This is a genomic window from Mesorhizobium sp. M1004 (genome assembly GCF_040318795.1).
Taxonomy (GTDB): domain Bacteria; phylum Pseudomonadota; class Alphaproteobacteria; order Rhizobiales; family Rhizobiaceae; genus Mesorhizobium.
In genome coordinates, this window is record NZ_JAMYNB010000036.1 from 1 (window position 1) to 6,807 (window position 6,807).

General features: G+C 58.4%; 6 protein-coding genes and 1 pseudogene. 1 reads left to right on the forward strand and 6 read right to left on the reverse strand.

The genetic code is table 11. The features are described from left to right. Positions 1–1,120 (forward strand): annotated as a pseudogene (locus tag NKH54_RS32305) (aminomethyl transferase family protein); the annotation flags it as partial. Positions 1,121–1,900: 780 nt separating this feature from the next. Here NKH54_RS32305 and NKH54_RS32310 read toward each other — a convergent pair. The 6 genes from NKH54_RS32310 to NKH54_RS32335 all read right to left on the reverse strand — a co-directional run bounded on the left by NKH54_RS32310 (position 1,901) and on the right by NKH54_RS32335 (position 6,507). After that, positions 1,901–2,086, reverse strand: coding sequence for a hypothetical protein (locus NKH54_RS32310; RefSeq protein ID WP_353029714.1), 186 nt, complete (start codon positions 2,084–2,086; stop codon positions 1,901–1,903). Positions 2,087–2,117: 31 nt separating this feature from the next. Beyond that, complete coding sequence (locus NKH54_RS32315; protein WP_353029715.1) at positions 2,118–3,215, reverse strand: 2-oxo acid dehydrogenase subunit E2; 1,098 nt, start codon at positions 3,213–3,215, stop codon at positions 2,118–2,120. 155 nt (positions 3,216–3,370) lie between these two features. Continuing rightward, positions 3,371–4,114, reverse strand: a complete 744-nt coding sequence (locus NKH54_RS32320; protein WP_353029716.1) for an SDR family NAD(P)-dependent oxidoreductase — start codon at positions 4,112–4,114, stop codon at positions 3,371–3,373. 173 nt (positions 4,115–4,287) lie between these two features. After that, positions 4,288–4,524 (reverse strand): biotin/lipoyl-containing protein, encoded by a 237-nt coding sequence (locus NKH54_RS32325; RefSeq protein WP_353029717.1) that lies wholly within the window; start codon positions 4,522–4,524, stop codon positions 4,288–4,290. Beyond that, complete coding sequence (locus NKH54_RS32330) at positions 4,517–5,473, reverse strand: alpha-ketoacid dehydrogenase subunit beta (RefSeq protein WP_353029718.1); 957 nt, start codon at positions 5,471–5,473, stop codon at positions 4,517–4,519. Before NKH54_RS32330 ends, NKH54_RS32325 begins: the two co-directional genes overlap by 8 nt. Before the next feature lie 23 nt (positions 5,474–5,496). After that, the gene (locus tag NKH54_RS32335; RefSeq protein ID WP_353029719.1) at positions 5,497–6,507 is read right to left on the reverse strand and encodes a thiamine pyrophosphate-dependent dehydrogenase E1 component subunit alpha; all 1,011 of its coding nucleotides are present in this window, start codon (positions 6,505–6,507) and stop codon (positions 5,497–5,499) included. Positions 6,508–6,807 lie beyond the last annotated feature (300 nt).

The following is a 6,807-nucleotide window of genomic DNA, read 5'->3' on the forward strand; positions in this document are numbered from 1 at the left end:
TCGCCGGCTGGGAGCGCGCCAACTGGTTCGCCCGCGAAGGGCAAGAGCGCGAATACCGCTATTCCTGGAAGCGGCAGAACTGGTTCGACAACCAGCGCGAGGAGCATCTGGCGGTCAGGAACGGCGTCGGCCTGTTCGACATGACCTCGTTCGGCAAGATCCGCGTCGAAGGCCGCCACGCCTGCGCCTTCCTGCAAAGGCTCTGCGCCAACGACATGGATGTGGCGCCGGGCAAGATCGTCTATACCCAGATGCTCAACCAGCGCGGTGGCATCGAGAGCGACCTCACCGTCTCGCGGCTGTCTGAAACAGCCTTCTTCCTCGTCGTGCCCGGTGCGACGCTGCAGCGCGATTTAGCCTGGCTGCGAAAACACCTTGCCGACGAGTTCGTCGTCATCACCGATGTGACCGCTGCCGAAGCCGTGCTCTGCCTGATGGGCCCGGATGCGAGAAAGCTGATTCAAAGGGTGAGCCCCAACGATTTTTCAAACGAAAACAACCCGTTCGGGACGTTTCAGGAGATCGAAATCGGCATGGGCTGGCCCGCGCCCACCGCGTCACCTATGTCGGCGAGCTCGGCTGGGAGCTTTATGTCTCGACCGATCAGGCCGCCCACGTCTTCGAGGCTATAGAAGAAGCCGGCGCCGACGTCGGCCTGAAGCTATGCGGCCTGCACACACTGGATTCCTGCCGCATCGAAAAGGCCTTCCGGCATTTCGGCCACGACATCACCGACGAAGACAATGTGCTGGAGGCCGGCCTCGGCTTTGCCGTGAAGACGGCCAAGGGAGACTTCCTCGGCCGCGATGCCGTGCTGAAGAAGAAAGAAGCCGGCCTGTCACGTCGGCTGGTGCAGTTCCGCCTGAACGACACCGAGCCGCTGCTCTTCCACAACGAGGCGATCCTGCGCGACGGCAGGATCGTCGGTCCGATCACCTCGGGCAATTACGGCCATCATCTCGGCGGCGCCATCGGCCTCGGCTACGTGCCGTGCCAGGGCGAAAGCGAGGCGGATCTGCTGGCGTCGTCCTACGAGATCGAGATCGCCGGCGAGCGGTTCGCCGCCGAGGCGTCGCTGAAGCCGATGTACGATCCGAAAGCAGAACGGGTAAGGGCGTGAGCCGATGCGGGCGCCACGATGAAGCCCTTCGATTGAATCGATGTTGACGATGCTTCCGCTACCCCGCTTGCGAAGGGGCGTGCATTGCCGCCTTGATCAACAGGAATGAGGTTGGTGTCCATCATCTGATCTCAGCCCACCTCGGTCATCTCGTCGACCGTCTTTTTGAACATTGACACCGGCGTTGTGTTGGAGGATGTCTAAGCCGGCGAGCGCTCGGCGACTGTCTGCACGTCCAAGGCGATTTTCCCTGGAATTCGAAAGTTCCGCCCTCACTTAGATGATGCGTTCGTTGAGAACCGCCTCAAGCTACGAGTTCCTCTGCGCAACGGCGACTTTTGCTCCTCCTCCGGAAAGGGTGGATGATACAGGCGCCGATGCCTCGCCCACCCCGGTGACGATTGCAATCGTGCCTGCCAGTCTGTCAGCTATGGTTTTCCTCAACAGTCGGAATACACGTCCGCGATGTCTTCGCGCCGCTATTACGACCTATCTTCTTTGACTGCGTTGGCAGTTTTGAAACGTCTGCCCAGCACCTGTCGTTCAGCGGAATTGGATGTTAGCCGACAGATCAACGCGATTGATGACGAGGGGGGTTGCCCTTTTTACCCGCTGACGTCGCTACGCTTTCATCGCTCGGCCGAAGGCGTCGAGCACGCTTTCTTTCAGGATCTCGGAAAATCGTCGGTCGCAGCCGCTATCAATTCGTCGATGAGTTCGGTCACCTCCGCTCCTGCCAGGTTAGCGCCAAGCAGTCCGCCCGTCTTTTGGTAAGATCGGCTAAACCACGCCCTGGTTCTCGCTCAGCACGATGGCCCTGCCGTTCGTCCGGCTCAAAGACTGGGTGTTTGGGCAATCGCCAAGTATAGTTCGTGCGCGAAGCTGGAAGAAGCTTGCCGTGGCGGTGATCTCCGCTGCCCATCCGGCCGCATTCTCCCAATGGAAAAAATTGGCCGGCAGCGTCATCGGCTCTCGCGTCACGAAACCAGAATATTGCTCAGGCGAGCATGCCTATCGGATTCTCTATATAACTCTTAAATTCCTGCAGCAGCTTGGCTCCGAGCGCGCCGTCCACACAGCGATGGTCGATGGAAAGTGTAACGCTCATCACTGTCGCGGGGGCCATGACACCGTTCTTGACGACTACACGCTGTTCACCCGCACCGACCGCAAGAATGGTCGCGTGCGGCGGATTGATCACAGCAGCGAACTCCTTGACGCCCATCATGCCCATGTTCGAGATTGACGTGGTGCCGCCTTGATACTCCTCAGGCTTTAGCTTGCGATCCTTCGCGCGCTTGCCAAGATCTTTCATCTCGTTGGAAATGACTTGGAGCGTCTTCAGCTCGGCCTTGCGTACGATCGGCGTGATCAGACCACCACTGATCGAGACAGCCACCCCCACGTCGGCATGCCTGTGTCTGACCATAGCGTTCTCGGTCCAGGAGACGTTCGCGTCTGGAACGTTTCGCAGCGCAAGCGCCAGGGCCCTTATGATCATATCATTGACCGACAGCTTGTAGGCCGTCAGGCCGTCCGTGGGCTTGGGCGCGGCATCGTTGAGACGGGAGCGCAGCGCCAGAAGCTCGTCGATGTCGCAATCTAAGCCGACATAGAAATGCGGGACAGTTTGCTTCGACGTCACCAGCCGACGAGCGATCGTCCTACGCATGCCATCGTGAGGTACAAGTTGGTATGATCCGTCTTCAAACAGCTTGAGAACCGCATCGTCCGAGGGACCTTTACTTGCGGAGGACGTAGCTTCGGCCGTGTTCTTAGCTGTAGTTTGAGGCTCGGGTTCTCCACGTTTGTCGGACGCTTGCCGGGGAGCGACGGCAACGGAACCAGATTCGCTCTTGAAGGCGAGGACGGCGACGAGGTCCCTAAATTTTACTCGATCAGCGCCTTCCGGGACCACGATCCTTTCCAGAGTACCCCCGGCAGCAGCCTTGATCTGACCAGTATTACCTCCGCTACAAACCTCGGCCAGAACGTCTCCAGCTTTTATGTCATCGCCCTCCTTGAACATCCACTTCACAAGGGTGGCAGCTTCCATGTCCGAAGCAAGGGCGGGCATTCTGACGTTAATGGGCATCGGCGCTACTGTGCTATTTTACGTTTCGCGGGAATTATCTACCAGGCTCGCCGGTTGCGGTTATCAGGCTGCTCTGCCTGCGTATGCATGGAGAAGAAATCCGAGCGGGCGCACGTTGAGTTGCGAAAGGGAGATCATTCGAGGTGACCAATGATTCACAACAACAGCCCTCCGTCGATCGCGATCTCCGCTCCGGTGATATAGCTGCTCTCGTTTGAGAGCAGGAAGAGAACGAGGTCCGCTATCTCATGGACCGTGCCGGCCCGCTTGAGCGGAATGAGCGCGTACTGGCGCTCTCTGTCCGAAGGATCCTCAGCGAGCAGCATCTCCGTTTCAATCCATCCGGGATGGATGGAGTTGACGCGGATTCCGGCTGGAGCAAGTTCTAGCGCCGCGCATTTCGTCATGCCTCGCAGGGCCCATTTTGTCGCGGTATAGGCCATGGACGTTCGGCTTCCACGCATCCCGGCAACAGACGAGATGTTTACTATCGCGCCCCCGCCGGCTGCCTTCATGAGAGGCGCGACTTCGCGCATGCCGAGGAAGCAACCCAGCTGATTGATAAGGAAGTGCCTTTCGAACATCGCGACGCTGGATTCGGCCATCGGCAACGGTTGGTAGATCGCCGCGTTGTTGACCAGGCCGTGAAGTCCCGTCTTCTGTCCTTCTAGGAAGCGGATTAGGCTTTGCCAGTCCTCCTCGCTACCGACGTCGAGATGTACAAAAGACGCTGTTTCACCGATGGTCTCGGCGATCTGTTTGCCGTGGTCGTCGAGGATGTCCCCGATGATTACCCGGCCCCCTTCGGATGCGACCTGGACGGCCTCAGCCGCACCCTGACCCCGAGCTCCTCCGGTGATCAAAACCGTCTTGCCTTCAAAGCGTTTGTCGCGTGCCATAGTCGTCTCTACGATCGGTGTATAGTTGACGTGTCAGGCCGCCCGGAGGCGCCCGCCGCGCCTCATGCGGTCGGACGTCGGCCGCCAGAGTGCGGGCGACCGACGTCCAGCCTTGGGAGTTACTTCTGGAGTTTCGCGACCCGAGCGAAAGAACATTCATTCCAGCCCCGCTCCTAATCGGTCTTGATGCGACAGATGACGGTTCCGACCCCCGTCACCGCCCCTTCGTCGACAAGGATCTCAGCAACTACGCCCGCAGTTTCCGCTTCGATCTCGATGTTCGTCTTTTCCGACTCCACTTCAGCCAGAATCTGCCCCGGAACGACGGAGGTCCCGACCGAAACGTGCCACTTCGTGAGATCAACGTCGACTGTCGATGCACCCATCTTCGGAATGCGAACTTCAAGCATGAGCATAGCTCCTTACAGATATGATGGCATCTTCAAGCTCCTGCGGCTTCGGCAGAACCGCAGATTCGAGCCTAAGGTTGAACGGCATGGGGACGTCAGCCCGCGTGACACGCTTGATCGGCGCCTTGAGAGACGAAAACGCCAGCTCGGCTATGATTGCACTCAGCTCGGCTGCGAAGCCGCAAGTACGGTTCGTGTCGTCATAGATGACCACGCGGCCGGTCTTCCTGACCGTCTTCAAAAGTCCTTCCCTGTCGAGTGGCAAGAGAGAGCGAGGATCCCACACTTCAACGCTGATGCCATTCTTCTGAGAGACGGTCTCAGCGACAGCCAAAGCCTCGGGCACCAAGTGTCCAATAGCAATGACGGTCACATCGGAGCCTTCACGCTTAACGTCACCGCGACCGAGAGGTACCGCAAAGATTTCTTCCGGCACCTGACCCCTTTGCGGAAGGCACATGGCGGATGCGATGAAAACGACCGGGTCGTCTTCTCGAATTGCTTGGATCATCAAACCCTTCGCATCATAGGCGTTCGAAGGGCAAACGACCTTGAAACCTGCATGGAGGAGATACGGGTAAGGATTGTCCGAATGCTGACCCGCGTTTCCTCCCCGCGAGCCGGACACCATAATCGTGTATGTGATTGGCAGATTAGCCTGGCCGCCGAGCATCAGTCGCATCTTCGCGGCTTGATTCACCAGTTGGTCAAACGCAACGTAAATCAGTGACGGAACTTGGAACTGAACGATCGGACGCAGGCCGGCCAAAGCCGCCCCAGTGGCGAACCCGGTGAACGCAGCCTCGGAAATCGGCGTGTCGAGCACGCGGGAATCACCGAAGGCGCCATGCAGGCCTTTCGTCTCACCGCGAATTCCACCTCGAATGTCCTCCCCGATGATGAAGACGCTCGCGTCTGCGCCCATAGCCTGATGGTAGGCCTCATTCATGGCCTGAAGAAATCTCAGCTGTCTCACGGCTCTACTCCCCACGCCGGAGTGTTCGGGTACGACACAGCGTACATGCAATCGAGCGCCTCCGCCGGGTTCGGCTGCGGGCTGCTCCTTGCGGACTCGACGCCTCGTTCAATCTCAGCGTCAACTTCCGCGTCGATCGCTTCGACGTCTTGTTGCGTGCACAAACCGCCTTCCACCATACGGGCTGCCCAAATCTTGATGGGGTCCCGCAACTTCCAGCTTTCGAGCTCGTCTTGGGGCCGATAACTCATCTTCATGTGACGCTCGCCGGTATAGTGCCCGAAGTAACGATAAGTCTGGCACTCAATGAAAGTCGGGCCTTTGTCTGACCGAGCGCGTTCCGTGGCGGTGAGGGCAGCGTGATAGACTGCCTCCACGTCCATGCCGTCGACGCTCACCCCAGGCATTCCGTAGGATTGAGCACGAAGATAGGGCTCGAGGATGGTGACTTGTTTGAGCGGTGTCGAAATCGCGTACTGATTGTTCTCGCACACAAAGACAACGGGAAGCTGCCAGATCGCCGCGAGGTTCATCGCCTCGTGCACAACGCCTTGGTTGATTGCACCGTCGCCGAAGAACGAAACGGCGACGCGGTTTTCGCGAGCGGCTTTGAATTTGTGAGCCGCGCCACAGGCTATAGGAGTTCCAGCGCCGACGATACCATTAGCTCCGAAGATCCCAAGTCCGATGTCGGCAATGTGCATGGATCCGCCACGACCCTGATTGTATCCGGTCGTCCGGCCAAGCAGTTCAGCGAACATCTTGCCGACGTCTCCCCCCTTCGCCAACGTGTGACCATGCCCTCTATGGGTGCTTGTGATGATGTCTGCGGCCGCCAGCGCGCCGCAGATGCCGACTGCCACCGCCTCTTGCCCGCTATACTCATGGGTCACGCCGGCGATCTCATTGTCATCGACCAGAGTAATAACCCTGTCCTCGAATCGCCTGATGCGAGCCATGTGGTAATACAACTTACGCGCGAATGGTGCCGGCATAATATTCGACATCGATGCCTCTAATTTGTGTCCTAAATTGATCTATATCCTGTTAATCCATTGTCGATCCGAGTACTCGATTCTTGTACCCAAATCCCCTCTTATAGCCAATCTCGCAACGACCTTTCCGGCGTCTTTCTGCTTCATCCGCGGTAGCTTCCCACCTTTCATGGTTCACCTACCTGGGACTAGCCGCCGAGCGTTAAGCTATGAGTTCACTGCCAACTCTCTAGGTGAATGCGGCCGGTAGCGTAGTCGCGCCAACGGCTGCTCTAGCGTTCTTCCTGTCCGAATAGACCATGTGCTGTCGGT